This window comes from Sporosarcina soli (assembly GCF_042655805.1).
Taxonomy (GTDB): Bacteria; Bacillota; Bacilli; order Bacillales_A; family Planococcaceae; genus Sporosarcina; species Sporosarcina soli.
Genome location: NZ_JBHSNO010000007.1, coordinates 1 through 22,552 on the forward strand (window position 1 = coordinate 1; position 22,552 = coordinate 22,552).

Sequence of the window (22,552 nt, forward strand, 5' to 3'; positions counted from 1 at the left end):
ATAGCTCATTTCTTGCTGACTTTGAATCCGAAGATTCGTTTGTGTTTGTGTCCTCGACAGAGTCGGTTCAACAAACTGTATTTGTTAACGTTTTGCTGTTCAGTTTTCAAGGTTCATATCGTTACTGCGTTTCAGCAGCAACTCTTATATCTTATCAAGTTACACTGTTTATGTCAACAAGTTTTTTTGACATTTTTCTCAGCAGCTTTTCGCTATCAGAAGTGCAACGTTTATTACTATACCAGCTGCTCTTTTTAAATGCAACACTTATTTTCATTTCCTTTTTAAAAATCGTGCGAAGCGTTTAGCGCACTCCGCACAGTACATTATGAAGCGAATGTAATTAGTCCAAAACTTTTTCCACGGCAATGCGACGATTTATTGTGAGATCTAGGATAGTTCCATCTTCTTTTTTTATCATCGGACGTAATCTTGCATCACGGTGGATAAAAACGATTTCGCCTGTTTCACCATTTGTCAAATGTACTTTCATTCCAATAGATAAGTTTCCGACTAAATCATGTAATGCTTGGACAACTTTTAAATCAAATTTGCCAAACTCCTCTTCCTTAATCATTTCAATTACTTTAAAAGGAGATTCCTTCGACCTGTATAACCGCTCGGAAGTCATTGCATGGAAGACGTCGGCCACCGCCAAGATCTGTGCAAAGACCGTAATCTGATCCATTCTGCTCCCTCTTGGATAACCGCTGCCGTCAAGACGTTCATGATGTTGAAAAATGGCCAATTTCATTTCCTGACGTAATAAAGGTGTATCTTGCACCATTTTAAAACTGTAAATGGTGTGCTTTTTCACTTCATTGAATTCTTCTTTTGTAAGAAATGCTGCTTTATCAGTAATCGTGGCATCAATTTTGGCCATCCCACAATCTGCAAGTACCCCGGCAAGCCCTAGTTGCAGTGATTGGCCTTTCGGATGCCCCATTTGCATACTGATCGCCGAAGCTAATACACCGACTGCAATTGAATGGTGATATAAATAATCTTTTGGATTTGCAATATTGTTTAATAAGTTTAACATTCTTTTTTGTTTGATGAAATTTTCCAATACAGGGAGAAGAATTACTCGGACTTTTGCAATATCCGGTTTCGTTCCTGCTTGCCATCCAATAAATTCCCTTTTGTACTTCTCGACAGCTTGCCTATACTCTGTTTTTAAATCGGTTTGCTTTAACGGTATGCTGGTGAGAACCTGGTCAGGATTAACCTCGCCGTCTTTCACCTCTAAATCTTCTTCCCTTTTTACGACACTTTGCTCTTCTATTTTCACTTCTCTTACACCGAAGGCATTCAATACTTCTAGATGCTCTGGTAAAAGGACCGTGTTTTTTCTAATGATTGCATGGTTCGTATTTACGAATACATTTTCACTAAGAACAATTCCCGGGCGTAGATCACTTGTTTTAATATAGACATCAGTCATCAAAGTCCCCCACTTTCACCTTCGTGTTCCTTCTATCATACTCTAAAACACCGTCCAATTGAGAACATTTAAAGAAAATAGATTGGATTCAAAAGTTCATTATTTCCCGAGGAATAAAAAAAGACTATTGAACGACAACTTGTCGTTCAATAGTCTTTTACATTTTTTAATCGTCTTCGGAAGTGATTTCTTCTCCATCGATAGATGGGTCGCCAATTTCATTTTCTTCGTCATCTTCCTCAACTTCTTTTTCCACTTTTGCCACTGTTGCCACCGTTTCGTCTTCTCCGAGTCGGATTAGACGGACACCTTGTGTGCTACGCCCGATGACCGAAATATCTTCGATTGCCATACGGATTAAGATGCCGTGGATCGTGATCAGCATTAGATCTTCAGTGCCGTCAACTGTCTTCATTGCCACGAGTAAACCGTTCCGGTCCGTTACATGCAATGTTTTCAAACCATAACCACCACGTGATTGAATACGGTATTCCTCTTCAGGGGTACGTTTACCAAACCCTTTTTCCGTAACGACGAGGATTTCGTCCCCTTCATTGACTGTATCCATCCCTACGGCAATGTCTCCTTCGCGGAGTCGGATACCTCTCACACCTCCGGCTATACGTCCCATGGAACGAATGTCGGTTTCGTTGAACTTGATCAACATACCATCTCTCGTACCGATAGCGATATTTTGGTCGCCAGTTGTCATTTTGACGCCAATAAGCTCATCATCGCCACGGAGTGTCAAAGCAATCAGTCCATTTGATCTGATATTCCCGAATTCGGCAACCGGTGTACGTTTGACGATTCCGTCGCGTGTTGCGAAGAATAAATATTTCTCTGCTTCAAACTCTCCAACTGGAATCATCGCGGTCACTTTTTCGTCTTTTTCGACGCCTAATAGGTTAACAATTGGTAAACCTTTGGCAGTCCGATTGAATTCAGGCACTTGATAGCCTTTTGTTTTAAATACTCTACCGCGGCTTGTAAAGAATAAAATCGTATCATGTGTCGACGTATTCAAGAGATGCTCGACGAAATCATCCTCATTCGTCCCCATTCCTTGTATCCCCCGACCGCCACGGCGTTGGCTACGATAGGTGCTTGCGGGCAAGCGTTTAATATAACCATTATGCGTAAGCGTCAATACCGAATTCTCGACCGGAATGAGGTCTTCATCTTCGATCATTTCCGCCCCACCCGTAGTGATCTCCGTTCTGCGATCGTCCGCGAAACGTTCTTTCACTTCTAGCAATTCTTCACGGATGATTTGGACCAATTTCTCTTCATCGGCAAGAATTGCACGCAGTTCTGCGATAATCGCTTGTAGCTCGTTATATTCTTCCTCGATTTTCTCTCGCTCTAATCCCGTCAAACGTTGTAAACGCATGTCAAGGATCGCCTGTGCTTGACGTTCGGATAAGTTAAAGCGGTCAATCAAGCCCGTTTTTGCTTCGTCCGTCGTTTTTGAAGCACGGATCAACGCAATAATTTCATCGATATGATCAAGTGCAATCCGAAGTCCTTCTAAAATATGTGCCCGGTCTTCGGCTTTTTTCAAATCATATTGTGTCCGTCTACGAATGACGACTTTTTGGTGTTCAAGATAATGATATAAAATCTCTTTCAATGCGAGAATCTTCGGTTGGCCGTCTACGAGTGCAAGCATATTGATACCGAAGCTCGATTGTAAGGCCGTTTGTTTATACAAATTATTTAAGAGGACATTGGCATTCGCATCGCGGCGTACTTCGATGACAATTCGCATTCCGTTACGATCCGATTCATCTGCTAAGTGCGTAATGCCTTCGATTTTCTTATCACGCACAAGCTCCGCAATTTTCTCGACCAAACGGGCTTTGTTCACTTGGTAAGGTAGTTCAGTGACAATAATCGTCTCTTTGCCGTTCGACTGTTGTTCAATTTCAACTTTACCACGAACGATGACAGAGCCACGGCCTGTCTCATACGCTCTTCGAATACCGCTTCGGCCAAGGATGATTCCACCAGTCGGGAAATCCGGCCCCGGAATGATCTCCATAAGCTCTTCTGTTGTAATGGCTGAATTATCGGCAAGTGCAAGGACAGCGTCTATTGTTTCACCAAGATGATGAGGGGGTATATTAGTAGCCATTCCGACTGCAATGCCGGATGTTCCGTTAACGAGCAAGTTTGGATAACGGCTTGGGAGAACGATTGGCTCTCTTTCTTGTCCGTCATAGTTATCTTGATAGTCGATTGTATCTTTGTTGATATCGCGTAAAAGTTCCATTGCAATCCGTGACATACGTGATTCCGTATAACGCATCGCAGCAGCGCCGTCACCGTCAACGGAACCGAAATTCCCATGACCGTCGACAAGCATGTAGCGGTAGTTAAAATCCTGTGCCATCCGTACCATCGTATCGTAAACAGCACTATCCCCATGCGGGTGATACTTACCAATTACGTCTCCGACAATACGTGCGGATTTTTTATGTGGTTTATCTGCGGTATTTCCGAGATCCTGCATTGCATACAGAATTCGGCGGTGTACCGGTTTCAAACCATCTCTTACATCGGGAAGAGCACGGGAAACGATGACACTCATCGCATAGTCGAGGAATGAAGTTCTCATTTCCGTACTAATGTTGATCCCTTGGACACCGCGTTTCGGCATATCAGCCATGTTGTTTACTCCTTTCAGCTTAACAATCATGAAGAAAGAAATTCAAAAAAGTCGCGAAAAACGTGGTCTTGCCAATCAGTCGGACCTTTATGAATTTCTAAAATGAATCTATATCAAGTATCTATATTTTTTACGTACATTGCGTTTTCTTCGATGAACTTTCGACGTGGTTCCACTTCGTCACCCATCAACTGTTCAAATGTAGCATCTGCGTCAAATGCATCTTCGAGATTGACTTGCAACAAAGTCCGCTGTTCCGGATCCATTGTCGTCTCCCAAAGTTGCTCGGCATTCATTTCCCCGAGCCCTTTATATCGGGTAATGACCGGTTTTGGTACAGCCGACATCCGATTCATAATTTCTTCTAGCTCTTCCTCTTTGTAGCAGTACTCTTCGCGTTTACCCTGTTTCACACGGTAAAGCGGCGGTTGAGCGATATATACATAACCCGCTTCAATGAGCGGTCTCATGAAACGGAAGAAAAACGTCAATAGTAGTGTTCGGATATGTGCTCCGTCGACATCGGCATCGGTCATAATAACCAGTTTATGATAACGTGCTTTTTCAAGCGTAAATTCTTCTCCGATACCTGTGCCAAGAGCGGTGATCATTGCACGGATCTCAGCGTTAGATAAAATCCGGTCAAGTCGTGCTTTTTCGACATTCAATATTTTCCCGCGAAGCGGAAGAATTGCTTGGAAATGACGATCCCGTCCGCTTTTTGCTGATCCGCCCGCCGAGTCACCTTCAACGATATACAATTCACTGATGGATGGATCCCGAGATGAGCAGTCCGCTAATTTACCAGGAAGGCTGGACACTTCGAGCGCGGATTTCCTACGCGTAAATTCCCGGGCATTTTTTGCCGCAAGTCGTGCACGTGCCGCCATCAAACTCTTATCGATTATCTGTTTTGCCGTCGTTGGATTTTCTAGCAAGAAACGTTGAAAGCCTTCGGAGAACAATGAATTCGTAATTGTACTCACTTCAGAGTTCCCGAGTTTCGTTTTCGTTTGTCCCTCAAACTGTGGATCTGGATGCTTGATCGAGATGATTGCTGTCAATCCTTCTCGGACGTCATCGCCAGTCAAATTAGGATCTGATTCTTTCAAAGTACCGTTTTTTCGCGCATAGTCGTTGATAACGCGTGTCAACGCGGTTTTAAAGCCGGATTCATGCGTTCCACCTTCATATGTGTTGATATTATTGGCAAATGAAAATAAGTTTTCCGCGTAGCCGCCATTATATTGCATCGCGATTTCAATTGAGATCCCGTCCTTTTCACCTTCGATGAAAATAGGTTCCTCGTGAATCGGTTCTTTGTTTTGATTCAAATGCTCGACATATGATTTAATGCCGCCTTCGTAATAAAAGGTATCCGTACGTTGTTCTTCGTCTCGCTCATCCTTGATGGAAATCCGGAGCCCCCGGTTCAAGTAAGCCAGTTCACGTAAACGATGTGCTAATATGTCATATTCGTAGACCGTCGTTTCCGTAAAAATTTCCGGATCCGCTTTAAAACGGATACTCGTTCCCGTTTCATCGGTTTCACCAATGACAGTCAGTTCTTTCACTACATCGCCCCGTTGGAACTCGATAAAGTGAATAGCACCATCCCGTTTAACGAATACTTCCGTCGCTTCAGATAATGCATTGACAACGGATGCACCTACTCCGTGTAAACCGCCCGATACTTTATAACCACCGCCGCCGAATTTCCCGCCGGCATGCAGGACGGTCATGATAACTTCAACGGCAGGGCGACCTGTCGCTTCTTGGATGCCGACAGGGATTCCCCGACCGTTATCATCGACACGGATCCAGTTATCTTTCTCAATGATCACTTCGATGTGATCGCAATGGCCAGCGAGCGCTTCGTCGATACTATTGTCGACGATTTCCCATACAAGATGGTGAAGCCCTCTTGAACTTGTCGTCCCGATATACATGCCGGGACGTTTGCGGACAGCCTCCAATCCTTCTAACACCTGGATCTGACTTGCATCATAGGCCGTCTGCATATCTTTCTCTTCCATTGCCAAACTGTTCACCTTTCCTTTCTGAACGTCCAACATCTAACTTCCACACTTCTGCCATTTTGCGAAGAAGGAATGTAATTTGACAACTTTCTCAAAGTTCTTTTTGAACTACTTTTCCTGCCGTCACTTCGTATATTGATGCCTGCCGGATTGTTTCATGGTCGATACCGGCAATATTCGTCGTCGTCACAAACGTCTGCACTTGGCCTTGGATTGTGTTTAGGAGATGGGATTGCCGGTAGTCGTCCAATTCGGATAAGACATCATCCAAAAGAAGAATAGGCGTCTCCCCGACTTCTTGCTTTACAAGTTCGATTTCAGCAAGTTTAAGGGACAGAGCCGTCGTCCGCTGCTGTCCCTGCGAACCGTAAGTCTGGATATCATAACCGTTCACAAAAAAGTGGAGGTCATCGCGATGCGGGCCGAGTAAAGTCATGCCACGTTCAAGTTCGCGGCGCCGCACTTCCCGTAATCGTTGACCGAGGATCGACTCCATCTGTTCCACAGTCTGCCCGGATTCCAGTTCTTTTAAAGTTCCATAAGATACTTTCAGCTCTTCAATTCCTCTGGAAATACCTTTATGGATCGGTTCTGCCCATTTTTGTAAAAGCTCCATGAAGTAGAAACGTTTACGAATAATTTGCACTGCCACTTGAATATACTGCTCTGTATATACGTCAAACATGACATCATTCAGATCTAATTTGCCACGATTATCTTTTAAAATTGCATTGCGCTGTTTTAATATCTTCTGAAATGTTAAAAGATCATGTAAATAAGTCGGCGAAATTTGACCGATTTCCATGTCTAAGAAACGTCTGCGTACTTGTGGACTTCCTTTTACAAGATTTAAATCTTCCGGAGCGAACATAACAACGTTTAATTGACCGATGTAAAGGCTTAAGCGGTTTTGCTCCAGATGATTGACACGCGCTTTTTTACCTTTTTTCGATATGACCAATTCTAACGGCAGCCGTCCGTATTTTCGTTGGATGTCCCCTTCTATTTTACCATAATCTTTTTCCCAGCGTATCAATTCACGATCATTTGATGTTCGATGCGATTTCGCCATGGAAAGGACATAGATCGATTCCATGACATTGGTCTTGCCTTGTGCATTTTCGCCAATGAACACGTTAATTTCAGGGGAAAATGTTAAATCCAGCGTTTCGTAATTACGGTAATCCGTTAATGCAAGCCGCTCAATATACATCCGATTGACCGTCTTGTATTGCGTTTATTTTAAACTCGCCAATATCTGGAATATGAATAATATCCCCGTGGCGAAGTTTTTTTCCTCGACGTTGTTCTGCTTCACCATTGACAGTGACGGTATGTTCTTCAAGGAACCACTTCGCCATGCCGCCGGAACTGATGACATTGGTCATTTTCAACAGTTGCCCAAGCGTAATGAATTCCGTGTCGATTGCCAGAGTTTCCATTTGTCTTCAACCCTTCACAAGTTAGTGTATCCCTCTATTTTAGCTGAATTTCGACAGTAAGTAAAAAGGATAGCCATTTAACATGACTAGCTTAGCCTGTAGACAAGCATTTTCAATCAGGCTGAGGGAATTCCTATTTTACAGCAGATACTTCAAAAAAGAGTGTAGACAAAGTAACAAAAATAACTTTGTCTACACTCTGAGTATAACCGTTTAACATGACAATCCTTATTCAATAGGTTCTGACGGGTAGGATCAGTTGTAAAATTGTGTCGTCTCCGACGGCTTGTAAAATGAATGGGCGCATGGCCCCTGTGAAGTGGATGGAGACGTCCTGTCCGTCGATTGCTTTCAATGCATCCATCATATACTTTGCACTGAAGGAGATTTTCAGGTCCTCACCTGATAGATCAGTGGCTTCTAACAGCTCTTCAACCTTACCCACTTCAGGGGAGTTGGAAGAGATTTCAATGACATTGCTGTCGTCTGCGGAAAAACGAACGATGTTGTTGCGCTCTTCACGTGCAAGAAGAGAAGCCCGATCGATCGCTTGCAATAAATGTTTCCCATTCACCACAATGGACGTTTTGTATTCGGATGGAATGAGGCGGGAAGTATCCGGGTAATTTCCCTCTAATAAGCGAGAATAGAACAGAACATTGCGTGTTTTGAATAGAACTTGCTGATCTGCAATGACAATATCCACAGATTCACTATTATCCGGCAAAATCTTATTTAGTTCTTGTAAGCTTTTTCCGGGAATGACGATGCTGAATGGCATATCGGGCATATCTTCAGGAACCGTCAATCTTCGCGCTAACCGGTGGCTATCTGTCGCGACACAAGAAAGGCCGCCATCTTTTGCTTCCCAATGGACACCTGTCAAAATCGGTCTTGTCTCTTGTTGGGAAACCGCAAAGACAGTTTCACGGATAATTGATTTCATCAGATCGGATGGCAATGAAAATAAATAATCATCTTTTACATCTGGGAGGACTGGGTAGTCTTCTGCATCGGAACCGATAAGATGGAATTCGGATTTTCCGGATTGGATATGGGTTTGTAACCCGTTCACGACTTCAATCGTCACTTCGTTCGTCGGCAATTTTCGAGCAATTTCGCTAAATACTTTTGCTTGTAGAACGATGTTTCCTTTTTCCGCTACTTTTATAATTTGTTCTCCATTGTCTTCCGCTGGGATGAATGTACAGATTGTTATATCCGAGTCACTTCCGGTCATCGTGAGTCCTTTTTCATTCACCTCAATTTTTATCCCTGTCAAAATGGGGATCGCCACTTTTTGACTAATTGCTTTCATCACGTCATTTATTCCGTCCAGCAATCTGTCTCTCATAATTTCAAATTTCATGCTATACCCTCGCTTATATATATATTAATGTTTTTAAAAATATAGTAGTAATAGTAATAGGGGCTGTGGAAAAGTGGATAACTAGATTTTTCTCAGGTTTTAGTAGATTCTCCACATGTGTATAACTTGTTTACGAGTGTGCACCACTTATTCTAAGTTATACACAGGTCATCCTCTGCCAAGTGCAGTTTTTATATCTTGCACATCTTGTTGAAGGGCTTGATCGTCTTTCAACATTTTTGTGATTTTTTCATGCGCATGGATAACGGTTGAGTGATCTCGACCGCCAAATTCCGATCCGATTTTAGGTAATGAGGAATCTGTCAGTTCTCTGGACAAGTACATGGCAATTTGGCGAGGAAATGCGATGGAACGTGTCCTTTTCTTCGCCGCAAAGTCTTCTAATCGAACATTGAAATGTTCACCAACCGCTTTTTGAATGTCTAAAATTGTTACAGTGCGCGGTCTGGAATTCGGGATGATATCTTTCAGTGCTTCAGCAGCCAGATCCGTATTGATGTCCATATTGACAAGTGAAGAATACGCAACGACACGGATCAATGCTCCCTCGAGTTCACGTATATTGGAGTCGATTTGGTTCGCAATGTATAGCATGACCTCGTTCGGGATATCAATAAGCCCATCTGCCTTTGCTTTTTTACGCAAAATGGCAATGCGTGTTTCCAAGTCGGGAGGGGCGATATCTGTAATAAGACCCCATTCGAAACGGGATCTGAGCCTGTCTTCAAGAGTAGGAATCTCTTTTGGCGGACGGTCACTTGAAATGACAATTTGCTTGGATTCCTCATGAAGCGTATTGAAAGTATGGAAAAATTCTTCTTGTGTTTGTTCTTTCCCAGCAAGGAATTGAATATCATCTATTAAGAGCACGTCTACGTTCCGATAGCGATTGCGGAACTCCACGGCTTTATTATCACGAATTGAGTTGATGAATTCGTTCGTAAATTTTTCCGACGAAAGATAGACGACTTTCGCTGTCGGATTCTGTTCAGTGACATAGTGGCCAATCGCATGCATCAAGTGGGTTTTTCCAAGCCCGACGCCTCCATAGATGAACAATGGATTATAGGCTTGAGCCGGTGCTTCAGCGACGGCAAGCGATGCAGCATGGGCAAATCGATTACCAGATCCGATGACAAATGTATCGAATGTATATTTAGGATTGAGCATTCCGGATGTTGATGTTGCAGGTGTGTTTTCTACAGGTTTGACTGCTGGTTTCGGCAACGTAAAATCATTCTCTTCCATATCCTTTGGGACGATGAATTGGATGATCCGATCTTCGCCGGTCAGTTCAGATAAAATGCCCGTAATGAGATGTACATAATGATTTTCAAGCCAATCTTTTGCAAATGAATTGGGCGCGGCGATCGTTACATTTTCATCGCCATAGGATATGAGCTTTGTCGATTTGAGCCAAGTTTCAAAGCTGGGTTTGGAAATCTTCTGTTCAACTTTCGACAATACTTCTCCCCATAATTCTTCTAAGTGTTCCAAACGTGTGCCTCCTTTTCCACCAAAATAAAAAGTCCGAGGATATGTATTATACACAGTTTCCACTCGTGTGGATAACAATTATACAAAAATGTTGAAAAAATTATCCACAACCTATCAACAATTGTGGATAACGGATTTAATATGAAATTGTGTGCACAAACAAAATCTAATCTATTGTATCAGGAAATGATATGGATTACAAGGCTTCTTGAAGTTTATCCACAGAGCCACAAACTGTGGATGAATGGCTTATCCACAGGCTTTGGTATGTGAAAAACATGTAGATAAGGGATGTGTATAATTTAAAATCCGAAATTGGACATGCACAGCAACCGTGGATGGAAAATGAAAAAAATGTGGATAACCGAAAAATAGAATTTGAAGGGGGGAATTGTCGAAGAATAGGGAACGGGTATCCATACGATCTAAACAGGAAAACAAAACTGCATTTCTCTCGACGACTAAATGAAGATAAAAGGGTTGACATTTACTAGGTAAGCCCGATATACTATTCAAGACTGTCATGTAGTAAACAGACAATCATGCAGGAGGTGTCTTCAACGATGAAACGTACATTCCAACCAAATAAACGTAAACGTAGTAAAGTTCACGGCTTCCGTGCAAGAATGAGCACGAAAAGCGGACGTAGAGTTCTTGCAGCTCGTCGACGCAAAGGAAGAAAAGTGCTTTCAGCATAAGGCCACTGACACCTCAGTGGTCTTTTTTTATTTTCATTCTATGAATAGTTGATGAATGAAAATAAAACCTACGGATGCCATTACGCTGAGATGTATTGGATGCTTGTAGATAGGTAAAAATCAAAGTGATGGAGCAGGTGCATGGAATGAATAAACGCCAGCGAATCAAGAAAAATGATGAATTCCAGTTGGTTTTTAAAAAGGGAAAATCGGTAGCAAATCGGCAATTCGTCGTGTATACCTATCGGAAAGAAGCGCAAACGGAATTCCGTATCGGCTTATCGGTCAGCAAGAAAATAGGGAATGCAGTCACCCGAAATCGCATTAAACGATACTTGCGGCAATCTTTCTTGGAAATGAAGGAAGAATTGCGCAATGATATGGATTATGTCATCATCGCCAGACATCAGGCGGCCAGTCTTGATTTTCATGAAACAAAAAAAAGCTTGCAACATGTCTTGCGCATCGCGCGGGTCATGAAGAAGTAGAAGGTTACAAAGTAAAATGATAAACTGTAACCACTGATAGAAAAAGTCCTTACTATAATATGGAGCGAAGCGATGGAAAAGCCGGGACAAATATCCAAGATTTTGAACCGGTGTTAGGTGTTCATTTTCGCTATCTATTATAGTAGGAAGAAGCTAATGATTTGGGGGAACCAATTTGAAAAAGAAATGGGCATTATTGCTGATGCTGACGGTAGTATCGGTCATTCTTGCTGGCTGCTCAGAATTTAATGAGCCGATCTATGAAACCAGTGAAGGATTTTGGAATCGTTTTATCGTCTGGCCATTAGTATCTTTAATCACAGCATTCAAAGATGTACTCGGCACGTATGGATGGGGGATTGTCGCGGTGACGATCATCATCCGACTTGTATTGCTTCCATTGATGATTCAACAAACGAAAAGTTCAAAGCGGATGCAGGAAATCCAACCTGAGCTCCAAGCATTGAAAGAGAAATATAAATCGAAAGACGCAGTGACGCAGCAAAAGTACCGTGAAGAAATGCAGAGAATCATGTCTGAGAGAAAGATCAACCCGGCGGCAGGTTGTTTACCTGTCTTAATCCAGATGCCGATCCTATTTGGTTTCTATCATGCCATCAGTCGGATGAATGTCACTTATGATATCGGTTCTTTCCTTTGGTTTGAACTTGCCGCGCCAAGTATTACACTTGCGGTACTTGCAGGTCTGATGCAATTCATCGTACTTCGGACAGGCCCGGCGATGGATAATCCACAAATGAAAGTCATGATGTATATCATGCCGTTTATGATTATGATCTTCGGTTCATTCTTACCGGCAGCACTTGCATTGTACTGGGTAATCGGAAATATCATTTCAATCATCCAAAATATCTTCATTTACAAACCATTCAAGAAAAAAGAAGAGGTACCTGTAAAAGTAGGAGGGAAAAGAAAATGACAAGGATGACGAGAAGGGGAGCCACAGTTGAACTGGCGATCGCATCAGCATTGGAAGCACTCGGCGTAACGCGTGAAGAAGTGGAAGTCGAAGTAATCGATCAAGGGAAAAAAGGATTTCTCGGTTTTGGTGCAAAAGAAGCTGAAGTGACCGTAACCGTCTTATCTGTGGAGCAACCTTCCGTCCCTGACTCGCTGAACGAAAAAATTGAAATTGGCGAGGAACCGGAATCGACGTTGAAAACCGAAATAGAAAACGTCCCGGAAGAGACAGTTGTGGAGCGAGAGGAACTTCAGGTGGAAGGTTTGTCTGATGAAGCAGCGATCCATGAAACAGCAAATTATTTACAAGCAATTGCAACCGAAATGGGAATTGACGATCTCCAACTCCAACATACAATGGATGGAAAATACGTTCATTTTCAATTGGAAAGTTCTAAAGCCGCATTGTTGATTGGGAAAAGAGGACAGACGTTGAACGCCCTTCAGCAGTTGGCACAGCTTATCGCCAACAAATCGACAGCGCAATTTAAAGTGGTACGGATTGATGTAGGAGATTATCGGGAAAGACGCGAACAATCGTTGGAACAACTAGCCGAACGGATGGCGGATAAAGCGGTCCGCACTGGCCGGAAAGTACAACTCGAACCGATGCCGGCCTATGAAAGAAAGGTTATTCACCATGCATTATCCAATCGCTTGGATATTGAAACGTATTCGGAAGGATCCGATCCATTTAGATATCTTATTATCGAAGCTATTCGGTAAGTGTAACTTGATTCAGCAGAAGTCCCCTACTTCCATAAGTGGCGGGATGAATACTAGAATGCATTTCAATCAGAGGGAGTCCAAACTCCCTGCTGATTCAAGTTAAGCCTCCGGCGGATGTCACAGATTTTGAAAGGAGTTAATTGCGCAAGCGCAATTCAAAATCTGGACGTAATTACGCCGAGGCGTAATTGATTCAAGTTAAAACCGCAAAGATGAAATCGTCTTTGCGGTTTTTTGTCGTTTCAGTTCCCACTTGAAAATTTCATGCTCCTCTATGGAGGCTTGTCTTCCATCTTCTCACAAAACAGTACAAAACTTATCCACAAATTCAAGATTCCGACACTAGGATGATTTGCCGTTTTGTGTTACTATATTATGTTAGATAGTCATGTCTGAAATGGGTTATCCACATGTGAGTAACTAAGTCAGGAAGGTGAAGAACGTGCATGTTGATACAATAGCTGCAATTTCTACTCCAATGGGAGAAGGTGCAATCGCTATCGTCAGGCTCAGCGGGGATGAAGCAATCCAAATTGCGGATCGCATTTTTCGTTCGCCGTCGGGAAAAAAGCTGGCTAAAGAACCATCGCATACGATCCATTACGGACATTTAGCAGATCCCGCCACTGGGGAAATCGTTGAAGAGGTCATGGTATCGCTGATGAAAGCGCCGAAGACATTCACGCGTGAAGATGTTGTCGAAGTGAATTGTCACGGAGGCCTTGTCGCTGTCAATCGTGTGCTCCAACTTGTATTGAAAGAAGGGGCCCGCCTCGCGGAACCGGGCGAATTTACCAAACGTGCCTTTTTGAATGGGCGGGTCGATTTATCGCAAGCAGAGGCAGTTATGGATCTGATACGTGCTAAAACGGACCGGGCGATGAATGTCGCACTGAACCAAATGGAAGGAAAGCTATCAAGGCTCATTGGAGAATTGAGACAGGCACTTCTTGAAACGTTGGCACAAGTCGAAGTAAACATCGATTACCCAGAATATGATGATGTCGAGGAAGTGACCATTCCACTCATGATCGAAAAAAGCACATGGGTACGGGATGAAATCGACAAGTTATTACAGACTTCCTCGCAAGGGAAAATATTGCGGGAAGGGCTATCTACCGTTATTATTGGAAGACCGAACGTAGGTAAATCTTCCTTATTGAATAGCCTCGTGCAGGAAAATAAAGCAATCGTTACAGACATTGCAGGGACGACACGTGATATTATTGAGGAGTACGTCAATGTACGTGGTGTACCACTTCGTCTTGTCGATACGGCTGGAATCCGGGAAACAGAGGACATCGTGGAACGAATAGGTGTCGAGAGGTCCAGACAAGTATTGAAGGAAGCTGATTTGATTTTACTCGTGCTTAATGGCTCCGAAGCACTTACAATAGAAGATGAAAGACTTTTTGAAGCGGTTTCGGGAATGGATACGATTATCGTGATCAATAAAACCGATCTTCCGCAAAAAATAGATATGCCAAAAGTGAAGGAACTTGCTGGAAACGGTAGGGTCGTCACGACATCTCTTTTGAAAGACGAAGGGGTGGATGAATTGGAAGAAGCGATCGCCGGACTCTTTTTCGAAGGAAATCTCGAAGCAGGCGATTTCACATATGTTTCAAACGCAAGACATATTGCCTTGTTGCATCATGCACGGGCAGCGATCGAAGACGCGATTGGCGCAGCCGAAACGGGCGTCCCGGTCGATATGATTCAGATCGATGTCACACGGACATGGGAAATCCTCGGTGAAATTATTGGGGATACTGTCCAAGAAAGCTTGATCAACCAGTTGTTCGCACAATTTTGCCTCGGAAAATAAATGATGTGCCTTGGAAAATTTATAATAGAAGGAAGGAAATAGAACATGCCCAAATATGAAGCAGGCACGTTCGATGTAATTGTCATTGGTGCCGGACATGCCGGCGTAGAGGCGGCTTTGGCGGCAGCCAAGATGGGAGCATCGACACTTGTCCTAACGATGAATCTTGACATGATTGCTTTCATGCCTTGTAATCCATCGCTCGGTGGCCCAGCCAAAGGAATTGTCGTGCGGGAAATTGACGCACTGGGCGGTGCGATGGGGAAAGTAATTGATAAAACACATATCCAAATGCGGATGTTGAATACAGGAAAAGGACCGGCAGTACGTGCGCTTCGTGCGCAAGCCGATAAAGTCCTTTATCAGCAAGAAATGAAACGGCTTCTGGAAGAGCAGGAAAACTTGACACTCCATCAAGGCGTCGTGGAAGAATTGATTGTTGAAAATGATGAAGTGACCGGATTGATTACTCAAGTAGGTGCCATATACCGTGCAAAAACAGTCATCGTGACGACAGGTACGTTCCTACGCGGTGAAATCATCATCGGTGATTTGAAATATTCTAGTGGACCGAATAACCAAATGCCGTCCATACGATTGGCGGATAGTATTCGTGAACTTGGTTTTGAAATGGTCCGTTTTAAAACGGGTACACCTCCACGTATTAATAGTAATACGATCGATTACAGCAAGACGGAAATCCAACCAGGAGATGATGTTCCACGGGCGTTCAGTTATGAAACAACGGAATTCATCATGGATCAATTGCCTTGTTGGTTAACTTATACTTCTCCGAAAACACATGAAATTATCAATGAAAACCTTCATTTGTCACCGATGTACTCCGGTATGATTAAAGGGAAAGGACCGCGTTATTGTCCGTCCATTGAAGATAAGATTGTTCGCTTTGCCGATAAATCACGCCATCAAATATTCCTGGAACCGGAAGGGCGAAATACGAAAGAAGTCTATGTCCAAGGGCTTTCGACAAGTTTGCCGGAATATGTACAGAAACAATTGATCGAAAGTGTACCGGGACTTGAAAAAGCGGAAATGATGCGTGCAGGTTATGCAATTGAGTATGATGCCATCGTTCCAACACAATTATGGCCAACACTTGAAACAAAAAAAATTCGCAATTTGTACACGGCAGGTCAACTGAACGGCACATCCGGTTACGAAGAGGCAGCGGCACAAGGCATTATGGCCGGTATTAACGCAGCATCACGTGTTCTCGGAAAAGAAGAATGCATTCTAGGACGTGCGGATGCCTATATTGGTGTCCTGATTGATGATCTTGTGACGAAAGGAACGAGTGAGCCATACAGATTGCTGACATCACGTGCGGAGTATCGTTTGTTATTGCGCCATGATAATGCAGATCTCCGTTTAACGGAAACCGGCCATGCACTTGGGCTCATCAACGAAGAACGTTATCAGGCTTATTTGGTCAAAAAACAGCAGATCGAAGAAGAAGTCGACAGATTGCGCCAAGTAACGATCAAGCCTAGCGAGCAAGTCCAAGAAATCATTCGTGAAACCGACGGTACGGAAATAAGAGAACCGATGAAAGCGGCTGATCTTCTCAAACGTCCGGAAATGAAATACGATCAAATTGAACGGATTGTCCCACCGGTGGAGAAACTATCCGCAGAAGTGGAAGAACAAGTAGAGATTTTCATCAAATATGAAGGTTATATCGAAAAATCCATGCAACAAGTCGAAAAGATGAAGAAGATGGAAAACAAAAAGATACCGGAAGACATTGATTATCATGCCATTTCAGGTATTGCAACAGAGGCGAAAATGATGCTGAGCGAAGTAAGACCATTGTCCATCGCACAGGCATCTCGTATATCAGGCGTTAATCCAGCTGATATTTCCATTCTCCTTGTTTATATCGAGCAAGGTAGAATTGCAAAAATATCAGGCTAAGGCGGTTTAAGCTGATGCGGATTTCGTGTCCGCATCAGTTTTTTAACTATACGCTTTTCTATTGTCTAGGCTTAAGTGGCCAGATGCTCGGGTCGTAAGCCATTCCGGCCATACGACAAAGAGCGCCGTATTTTCGGTCTGTCTTACGCCTATCGAATCTAACCGGCCACTTACGCTTTTCTAAATATGGAGGAGATATTGATTGAATGAGGAGCAGTTTATCCTAGGATTGAAAGAACATGGAATTGAATTGAGTGACAAACAACAAGAACAATTCAGACAGTATTTTGAACTTCTGGTAGAATGGAATGAAAAGATGAATCTGACGGCGATCACAGATGCACCGTCCGTCTATTTAAAACATTTCTACGATTCGATTACTGCTGCTTTTTACGTTGACTTAAACGGTCTCAAAACTATTTGTGATGTAGGGGCAGGAGCAGGGTTTCCAAGTATTCCATTGAAAATCTGTTTTCCAGAACTACACGTGACAATTGTAGACTCATTGAATAAACGAATCGGTTTTCTCGAACATCTTGCGTCTATGTTACAGTTGGAAAACGTGCATTTTGTCCATGCACGGGCTGAAGATTTCGGTCAAAATCCAAAGTATCGTGAAAAGTTCGATATTGTTACTGCACGAGCAGTGGCACGTCTTTCTGTGCTTGCAGAATTATGTGTTCCACTTGTCAAAAAAGGTGGAATTTTCATTTCTATGAAAGGAGCAGCTGCCGGAGACGAACTGGCAGATGCGAAAAAAGCGCTTTCCGTTCTCGGTGCCGTCATTAAAGAAGAGCATTCATTCACGCTACCGATTGAAAATAGTGAACGGAGTATCTTTGTTTTTGATAAGGAAAAAAATACACCTAAAAAGTATCCTAGAAAACCTGGTGTTCCGAATAAGTCACCAATTTAATTACTTATGCTCTAGCATAAGCGCGTCCAGATTTTGAATTGAACAATGCTCGCGTCTAATCCTCGGGCGACAGGCGCCCTGCGCTTTTGGGTAATTAACTCCTTTCAAAAACTGTTCCACGTGGAACAATGGATCTAGCGGATACATGATGAATGAAATTAGGAAGCAGTCTTGAAAAGGTGGTGCCGGGAATGAAAAGTCCTTTTTCACGTTTTTTTGGAGGTGGAGAGAAAGAAGTTGATCCACTAGCAAGTGAAGCTAATCATCACGAAAAAATTGTACAAGTTAAATTAGAACAAATTAGACCAAATAAATATCAACCGCGTACAGTATTCTCGGAAGAAAAAATTGAGGAACTTGCAAGGACCATTCATACACATGGTGTCATCCAACCAATCGTGATTCGGAGTGTTGACACGGATTCCTATGAAATCATCGCTGGGGAACGCCGATACCGTGCGATGAAAAAATTGGGTTGGTCAGAAGTGCCCGCAATTATTCGAGAACTTGATGATAAAGAAACCGCGTCCATTGCATTGATTGAAAACTTACAGCGAGAAGAGTTGACGGCGATAGAAGAAGCCTATGCTTATGAAAAATTGTTAGAGCTTCACGGATTGACACAAGAAGCATTGGCACAAAGGCTTGGAAAGGGTCAGTCGACTGTAGCAAATAAGCTGCGCTTACTCAAACTTCCTGAAACGATAAAAGATGCAATCTTACGCAAAGAAATTTCTGAAAGACATGCAAGAGCACTTATTCCTATTAAAGATGATGAATTGCAGCAAAAACTGCATCAGGAAATCATTGAGGAACAGTTAAATGTCAAGCAGCTTGAAGCAAGAATCGAACAATTACTGAATCCGGATGAAGAGGTCGTAAAAGAGAAAAAGAGGGCACCCAAAAGGAAGTCAGTCAGTAAAGATGTCCGTATTGCGCTCAATACGATCCGACAATCACTCGTTCTTGTCACTAAAAGCGGAATCGATGTAAAAACAGAAGAAGAAGACGCTGAAGATTTTTATACAATTACGGTTAAAATACCGAAAAAGAAATAAGATCAATTACGCCTCGGCGTAATTGCGTCCAGATTTTGAATTGCGAATCGAACAGCGAAGAGTTCGATTTGCCTTAATTTCTGGGCTTTTTGCAGAAATTAAGGCAATTTCAGGACGCGACGATCTTAGTCTGAGCTCCTCTAATCAGCAGGGAGTTTGAACTCCCTCTAATTGAGATGCATTCTGGTATTCATCCCACAACTTATGGAAGTAGGGGACTTCTGTAGCTGACGCTTTGCTTTCAGTGCAAAAAGATTTGCTGAATCAAATTAAAACTCTTGCCTTGGAGCAGGAGTTTTTTTGCATACGCATAAAAATAATGAATCTGTTGCGAGGAGATGGAAGAGTTGTTTCCTATACATATATCTCCACAATGTCCGTATTTTTTGATAAACTAGAAGTTGTCCGGTGAAGATCAATGGAAATTATGAATATCAGAATTTAACGATAGTTTATGATTTTATCTTTTTTAGAAGACGTGAAAGCGGGTGGAAGTTTTGAGTAGAATAATAGCGGTCGCTAACCAAAAGGGAGGCGTCGGTAAAACAACAACATCCGTCAATCTAAGTGCTTGCCTTGCCCATATAGGCAAAAAAGTCCTTTTAATTGATACAGATCCACAGGGGAATGCAACAAGTGGAGTCGGCGTGAACAAAGGTGATGTTCAAAAATGCATCTATGATATTTTGATTGATGACGCTGATGTCCATGAGGTGATCCGGAAGACGAAAATGGAGAACTTGGACATTATACCAGCCACGATTTCGTTAGCCGGTGCTGAAATTGAGCTTGTTTCAACGATTTCAAGAGAAGTAAGGATGAAACATGCTATCCAGGAAGTCAAGGATCGGTATGATTATATCATTATCGATTGTCCGCCATCGCTTGGCTTATTGACGATTAATGCATTGACGGCATCCGATTCGATTCTTATTCCAGTGCAGTGCGAATATTATGCGTTGGAAGGATTGAGTCAGTTGCTTAGTACGATTCGACTCGTACAAAAGCATTTAAATGAATCTTTGACGATTGATGGCGTTTTACTCACAATGTTCGATGCTAGGACGAATTTAGGAATTCAAGTAATTGATGAAGTGAAGAAATATTTTCAAGATAAAGTGTACAGAACGATTATTCCACGAAATGTACGGCTGAGTGAGGCTCCGAGTCATGGAGAACCGATCATTATATATGATGCAAGGTCTCGGGGGGCGGAAGTCTATTTAGAGTTGGCAAAGGAAGTGGTGCACAAATGAGTAGAGGTCTCGGAAAAGGTTTGAATGCCTTATTTCCTGGGGAGTCACTGTCCAAAGCAGAGTCTGTTGAAAAAATTCATGTGAAAAGTATTAAAGCAAATCCATACCAACCTCGAAAAATCTTTGATGAAATAGCCATTCAAGAATTGAGTGCTTCCATAAAAGAACATGGCATTTTGCAACCAATTATATTACGAAAGAAAGGTACGACTTACGAAATTGTCGTTGGCGAAAGACGTTTCAGGGCAGCACAACTGGCGGGCCTAGATGAAATTCCTGCAGTTGTGCGTAATTTGACGGATGAAGAGACAATGGAGCTAGCGATTCTTGAAAACTTACAGCGCGAAGATTTGACACCGATTGAAGAAGCGGAAGCGTATCATGGCTTGATGGAAAATTTGAAATTGACGCAAGAACAACTTGCCTTCAGGTTAGGAAAAAGCCGTCCACATATTGCAAATCATGTCCGTTTACTAACACTACCGGGTAAAGTTAGAGACTATATTTCCGAAGGTAAGCTGTCAATGGGACATGGCAGAACGTTGCTAGGATTGCGTAAAAAAGAAAAAATTGCTTTACTGGCAGAACAGGTTTTAAAGGATGGGTTAAATGTCCGTCAGCTTGAAAAATTAGTGCAAAAGCTGAATGAAGATGTTCCACGTGAAACAAAAAAAGAGAAGAAGCCCGATTTGTTTTTAGCAGAAAGGGAAGCGAGCTTGCGAGATTATTTTGGAACAAATGTGACAATTAAAAAAGCAAAGAATAAAGGGAAGATCGAAATCGAATTTTTCTCAGAGGATGATCTTGAACGTATTCTGGAGTTACTGAATGAATAAGTAAATACCTATTTTGCTGTAACAGCAAAATAGGTATTATTTTTAACTAAATCGAGGTGATGGCATGGTATTATTCGGAACGATTGTAAATGCCATCTTAATTATCATAGGGGCGTTTATTGGACGTTTTTTACATAATATACCTGAGCGGATGAAAGAAACGGTTATGTATGGAATCGGGCTTGCCGTGGCCGTTATTGGTATTCAAATGACATTCGAGAGTACGCAGGTGTTGATTGTCATTATTAGTATCGTGTTTGGTGCAATTATTGGCGAATGGATGGATTTGGATCAGAAAGTGAATGCTCTCGGACAATGGATTGAAAAGAAAATGCCGGTCAATCGGAAAGGGCCTGGTATTGCGCCAGGATTTGTAACGGCAACACTTATCTTCGTCGTCGGTTCAATGGCAATAATCGGAGCAATCGACAGTGGACTTAGAAATGATCATGACGTCCTTGTTATGAAAGGGATTATTGACGGATTTACAGCAATCATTTTAAGTTCGACACTTGGAATTGGCGTCGCTTTTGCGGCCCTACCTGTATTTTTATATCAAGGAATCATTACACTACTGTCTACACAAATCAGTAGCTTCGTTCCAGATGAATTATTGAATTTCTTCATCACAGAAATGACAGCGACTGGTGGATTGATGATATTAGCCATTGGACTGAATTTGATCGGGCTGACTAAAATACGGGTTGCCAATTTAATACCGGGCATTTTAGTTGTGGGACTTGTGGTGACGATCGTTCATCTTATTTGATTGAGTTCGACTGTAAGCAAGTTGCAGTGCACGGGCAACAATACGACTCATCTCAAATGGAAGATGCAGGCGCGTACTTTGAAGGACAGCATGTTCCATGAAGCCGGCAATATTGACAATTCCTTTAATGGACACATCACCAACAGGAGGCAATTTTTTGCCGACTGCTTTCCCGGGATGAATCGGTCCACTATGGAACAGCAATTGGCCCACAGAGCTCCCTTGCCCTAGGCATGCATCGATAGCTACGATGAAAGCCGTTGGGGAAGAAAGTCGTGTTTCTTCAATTTGTTGCTGTAAATTAAGGGCGTGTAATGGGTTTTCCAATGTCCCGAAAACGGGAAAAGGGAATAGAGGAGATTCGGTAAGGTGAGAGCCGGTTAAAGGCCCAAGTGCGTCTCCAGTAGAACGGTCGGTTCCTATGCAGTAAAAAATGAGTTCATGCGATGCAAATGGAATGTGTTGAAGGAATAGTGAACTTAATTTCCAAACGACACCGGTTTCTTTATAATGGATTCGGTAATCATAAGTGGTAGGAAGCGCAGCTCGCATGAGAAAAACTCCATTTCATTAGT

At 42.6% G+C, this 22,552-nt stretch carries 20 protein-coding genes; 12 read left to right on the forward strand and 8 right to left on the reverse strand.

What is annotated here, in order from left to right:
- On the forward strand, nucleotides 1-308 hold a 308-nt coding region (locus ACFPRA_RS13695), incomplete at its 5' end, for a hypothetical protein (RefSeq protein ID WP_381435664.1).
- Nucleotides 309-343: 35 nt separating this feature from the next.
- On the opposite strand, the gene ACFPRA_RS13700 is transcribed toward ACFPRA_RS13695, so the two are convergent.
- From ACFPRA_RS13700 to dnaA, 7 genes are all read right to left on the reverse strand, one after another.
- The gene (locus ACFPRA_RS13700; RefSeq protein WP_381435667.1) at nucleotides 344-1,444 is read right to left on the reverse strand and encodes an HD-GYP domain-containing protein; all 1,101 of its coding nucleotides are present in this window, start codon (nucleotides 1,442-1,444) and stop codon (nucleotides 344-346) included.
- 166 nt (nucleotides 1,445-1,610) lie between these two features.
- Entirely contained in the window at nucleotides 1,611-4,115 is a 2,505-nt protein-coding gene (gene gyrA, locus ACFPRA_RS13705; protein ID WP_381435669.1) for a DNA gyrase subunit A, read from the reverse strand.
- Nucleotides 4,116-4,228: 113 nt separating this feature from the next.
- Entirely contained in the window at nucleotides 4,229-6,151 is a 1,923-nt protein-coding gene (gene gyrB / locus ACFPRA_RS13710; protein WP_381436426.1) for a DNA topoisomerase (ATP-hydrolyzing) subunit B, read from the reverse strand.
- Nucleotides 6,152-6,245: 94 nt separating this feature from the next.
- Nucleotides 6,246-7,367 (reverse strand): DNA replication/repair protein RecF, encoded by a 1,122-nt coding sequence (gene recF, locus ACFPRA_RS13715; RefSeq protein WP_239389980.1) that lies wholly within the window; start codon nucleotides 7,365-7,367, stop codon nucleotides 6,246-6,248.
- Nucleotides 7,357-7,596 (reverse strand): S4 domain-containing protein YaaA, encoded by a 240-nt coding sequence (gene yaaA, locus ACFPRA_RS13720; protein ID WP_239389981.1) that lies wholly within the window; start codon nucleotides 7,594-7,596, stop codon nucleotides 7,357-7,359. The genes recF and yaaA overlap by 11 nt, the downstream gene beginning before the upstream one ends.
- A gap of 232 nt (nucleotides 7,597-7,828) precedes the next feature.
- A complete protein-coding gene (dnaN, locus tag ACFPRA_RS13725) occupies nucleotides 7,829-8,965 on the reverse strand; it encodes a DNA polymerase III subunit beta (RefSeq protein ID WP_381435674.1) in 1,137 nt (378 codons plus the stop codon).
- A 168-nt stretch (nucleotides 8,966-9,133) separates the two neighbouring features.
- Nucleotides 9,134-10,483: a chromosomal replication initiator protein DnaA gene (dnaA, locus tag ACFPRA_RS13730; RefSeq protein ID WP_239389983.1), complete on the reverse strand. Its 1,350-nt coding sequence runs from the start codon at nucleotides 10,481-10,483 to the stop codon at nucleotides 9,134-9,136.
- A gap of 563 nt (nucleotides 10,484-11,046) precedes the next feature.
- Between dnaA and rpmH the strand changes: the two genes are divergently transcribed.
- The 11 genes from rpmH to ACFPRA_RS13785 all read left to right on the forward strand — a co-directional run bounded on the left by rpmH (nucleotide 11,047) and on the right by ACFPRA_RS13785 (nucleotide 21,977).
- The gene (gene rpmH / locus ACFPRA_RS13735; protein WP_239389984.1) at nucleotides 11,047-11,181 is read left to right on the forward strand and encodes a 50S ribosomal protein L34; all 135 of its coding nucleotides are present in this window, start codon (nucleotides 11,047-11,049) and stop codon (nucleotides 11,179-11,181) included.
- Between the two features lie 146 nt (nucleotides 11,182-11,327).
- Nucleotides 11,328-11,669, forward strand: a complete 342-nt coding sequence (gene rnpA / locus ACFPRA_RS13740; RefSeq protein ID WP_381435678.1) for a ribonuclease P protein component — start codon at nucleotides 11,328-11,330, stop codon at nucleotides 11,667-11,669.
- A gap of 175 nt (nucleotides 11,670-11,844) precedes the next feature.
- Nucleotides 11,845-12,609 carry a membrane protein insertase YidC gene (gene yidC, locus ACFPRA_RS13745; protein WP_381435681.1) on the forward strand — a complete coding sequence of 255 codons (765 nt, stop codon included), beginning with the start codon at nucleotides 11,845-11,847 and terminating at the stop codon, nucleotides 12,607-12,609.
- On the forward strand, nucleotides 12,606-13,376 hold the full coding sequence (gene jag / locus ACFPRA_RS13750; RefSeq protein ID WP_381435684.1) for an RNA-binding cell elongation regulator Jag/EloR: 771 nt from the start codon (nucleotides 12,606-12,608) through the stop codon (nucleotides 13,374-13,376). Before yidC ends, jag begins: the two co-directional genes overlap by 4 nt.
- 445 nt (nucleotides 13,377-13,821) lie before the next feature.
- On the forward strand, nucleotides 13,822-15,207 hold the full coding sequence (mnmE, locus tag ACFPRA_RS13755) for a tRNA uridine-5-carboxymethylaminomethyl(34) synthesis GTPase MnmE (protein ID WP_381435688.1): 1,386 nt from the start codon (nucleotides 13,822-13,824) through the stop codon (nucleotides 15,205-15,207).
- A gap of 45 nt (nucleotides 15,208-15,252) precedes the next feature.
- Nucleotides 15,253-17,142: a tRNA uridine-5-carboxymethylaminomethyl(34) synthesis enzyme MnmG gene (gene mnmG, locus ACFPRA_RS13760; RefSeq protein WP_381435691.1), complete on the forward strand. Its 1,890-nt coding sequence runs from the start codon at nucleotides 15,253-15,255 to the stop codon at nucleotides 17,140-17,142.
- 202 nt (nucleotides 17,143-17,344) lie between these two features.
- Nucleotides 17,345-18,058, forward strand: a complete 714-nt coding sequence (rsmG, locus tag ACFPRA_RS13765; RefSeq protein ID WP_381435694.1) for a 16S rRNA (guanine(527)-N(7))-methyltransferase RsmG — start codon at nucleotides 17,345-17,347, stop codon at nucleotides 18,056-18,058.
- A gap of 191 nt (nucleotides 18,059-18,249) precedes the next feature.
- Nucleotides 18,250-19,116 carry a nucleoid occlusion protein gene (noc, locus tag ACFPRA_RS13770; protein WP_381435697.1) on the forward strand — a complete coding sequence of 289 codons (867 nt, stop codon included), beginning with the start codon at nucleotides 18,250-18,252 and terminating at the stop codon, nucleotides 19,114-19,116.
- Between the two features lie 497 nt (nucleotides 19,117-19,613).
- Nucleotides 19,614-20,372, forward strand: coding sequence for a ParA family protein (locus ACFPRA_RS13775; RefSeq protein WP_381435699.1), 759 nt, complete (start codon nucleotides 19,614-19,616; stop codon nucleotides 20,370-20,372).
- Nucleotides 20,369-21,208: a ParB/RepB/Spo0J family partition protein gene (locus ACFPRA_RS13780; RefSeq protein ID WP_381435702.1), complete on the forward strand. Its 840-nt coding sequence runs from the start codon at nucleotides 20,369-20,371 to the stop codon at nucleotides 21,206-21,208. The genes ACFPRA_RS13775 and ACFPRA_RS13780 overlap by 4 nt, the downstream gene beginning before the upstream one ends.
- A gap of 64 nt (nucleotides 21,209-21,272) precedes the next feature.
- Nucleotides 21,273-21,977: a DUF554 domain-containing protein gene (locus ACFPRA_RS13785; RefSeq protein ID WP_381435704.1), complete on the forward strand. Its 705-nt coding sequence runs from the start codon at nucleotides 21,273-21,275 to the stop codon at nucleotides 21,975-21,977.
- On the opposite strand, the gene yyaC is transcribed toward ACFPRA_RS13785, so the two are convergent.
- Nucleotides 21,936-22,529 carry a spore protease YyaC gene (yyaC, locus tag ACFPRA_RS13790; protein WP_381435706.1) on the reverse strand — a complete coding sequence of 198 codons (594 nt, stop codon included), beginning with the start codon at nucleotides 22,527-22,529 and terminating at the stop codon, nucleotides 21,936-21,938. The two genes, ACFPRA_RS13785 and yyaC, sit on opposite strands and share 42 nt — an antisense overlap.
- Between the last annotated feature and the right edge of the window lie 23 nt (nucleotides 22,530-22,552).

Bases quoted from the DNA above. Each gene is read 5' to 3' on its own strand.
- yaaA (WP_239389981.1), bottom strand. From the start codon at position 7,596: ATGGAAACTCTGGCAATCGACACGGAATTCATTACGCTTGGGCAACTG.
- mnmG (WP_381435691.1), top strand. From the start codon at position 15,253: ATGCCCAAATATGAAGCAGGCACGTTCGATGTAATTGTCATTGGTGCC.
- recF (WP_239389980.1), bottom strand. From the start codon at position 7,367: ATGTATATTGAGCGGCTTGCATTAACGGATTACCGTAATTACGAAACG.
- yyaC (WP_381435706.1), bottom strand. From the start codon at position 22,529: ATGCGAGCTGCGCTTCCTACCACTTATGATTACCGAATCCATTATAAA.
- gyrB (WP_381436426.1), bottom strand. From the start codon at position 6,151: ATGGAAGAGAAAGATATGCAGACGGCCTATGATGCAAGTCAGATCCAG.
- jag (WP_381435684.1), top strand. From the start codon at position 12,606: ATGACAAGGATGACGAGAAGGGGAGCCACAGTTGAACTGGCGATCGCA.
- rpmH (WP_239389984.1), top strand. From the start codon at position 11,047: ATGAAACGTACATTCCAACCAAATAAACGTAAACGTAGTAAAGTTCAC.
- dnaN (WP_381435674.1), bottom strand. From the start codon at position 8,965: ATGAAATTTGAAATTATGAGAGACAGATTGCTGGACGGAATAAATGAC.
- gyrA (WP_381435669.1), bottom strand. From the start codon at position 4,115: ATGGCTGATATGCCGAAACGCGGTGTCCAAGGGATCAACATTAGTACG.
- rnpA (WP_381435678.1), top strand. From the start codon at position 11,328: ATGAATAAACGCCAGCGAATCAAGAAAAATGATGAATTCCAGTTGGTT.
- ACFPRA_RS13780 (WP_381435702.1), top strand. From the start codon at position 20,369: ATGAGTAGAGGTCTCGGAAAAGGTTTGAATGCCTTATTTCCTGGGGAG.
- noc (WP_381435697.1), top strand. From the start codon at position 18,250: ATGAAAAGTCCTTTTTCACGTTTTTTTGGAGGTGGAGAGAAAGAAGTT.
- ACFPRA_RS13785 (WP_381435704.1), top strand. From the start codon at position 21,273: ATGGTATTATTCGGAACGATTGTAAATGCCATCTTAATTATCATAGGG.
- ACFPRA_RS13700 (WP_381435667.1), bottom strand. From the start codon at position 1,444: ATGACTGATGTCTATATTAAAACAAGTGATCTACGCCCGGGAATTGTT.